At 71.4% G+C, this 947-nt stretch carries 1 protein-coding gene and 1 pseudogene; one reads left to right on the top strand and one right to left on the bottom strand.

Annotated elements, in window-relative coordinates:
• A partial coding sequence (locus ACIKT0_RS19140; RefSeq protein WP_407106866.1) for a gluconokinase occupies positions 1 to 556 on the bottom strand: 556 nt, incomplete at its 3' end.
• A gap of 184 nt (positions 557 to 740) precedes the next feature.
• Between ACIKT0_RS19140 and ACIKT0_RS19145 the strand changes: the two are divergent.
• A pseudogene (locus tag ACIKT0_RS19145) lies at positions 741 to 947 on the top strand (aminodeoxychorismate synthase component I); the annotation flags it as partial.

Genomic DNA, 947 nt, shown 5'->3' on the forward strand with positions numbered 1-947 from the left:
GACCGTGAAGACGTCGTTCAGATACATCTCGACCGGCGAAGCGTTGGAGCGCCGCCAGCGCCTGCCGGATCACTTCGTCGGGCGACGCGGCGACGCTGACCTCGACCCCGTCCTCGTCGGGCTCCAGCGGCTCGAGCGCCGCGAATTGCGAGCCGAGCAGCGACGGCGGCATGTAGTGGCCCTTGCGGCGGGCGAGCCGGCCGGCGACCAGTTCGGGATCGGCCACCAGTTCGAGAAACCGCACGCGCGCCTCGGCGCCCCGCAGCACGTCGCGGTAGCGGCGCTTGAGCGCCGAGCAGGTCGCGACCGAACAGCGGCCTTGCCCGGCCTCCGCGCTGATCCAGTCGCGGATCGCCACGAGCCAGGGCGCGCGATCCTCGTCGGTGAGGGGCACGCCGGCCGTCATCTTCTCGATGTTCGCCTTGCTGTGGAACTCGTCGGCTTCAGCGAAGCTCCAGCCGAGCCGCTCCGAGAGCCCCTGGGCGACGGTGGTCTTTCCGACGCCCGCCGGCCCCATCACGATGACGCAGTGCCGTCGCCCCTCGGACTTGTCCATGACGTTCCCCTTGACGCGCCGGCGCCAGTTCGGCCGGGGCCGTCGAGACGTTATAGAGCGCCGCGTCGATCTGGCGCGCTCTCGCCGCAGAGAGCGTGCCCCATGACGCGGCCGTCCGGGAAGCTTATCTTGAGGCCCGAAGCCGCAGCGCATTTCCGCCGCAGCGGCGCTACGCGTGCGGGCGATGCAGGTTCACGAGCTTCCCACCATCGACATGCCCGCGCTGGCCGAGCGACTCGCCGGCCTGCCGCATCTCGTCTTTCTCGACAGCGCGATGCCGCACGGCACGCTCGGGCGCTATTCCTACCTGGCCGCCGACCCTTACGCCGTGCTCGACGCCCGCGACGGCGGCGCGACGCTCGGCGGCGAGCCCGTCGGGGACGCGCTCGTG

Source organism: Hansschlegelia beijingensis, assembly GCF_045505405.1.
GTDB lineage: Bacteria > Pseudomonadota > Alphaproteobacteria > Rhizobiales > Methylopilaceae > Methylopila > Methylopila beijingensis_A.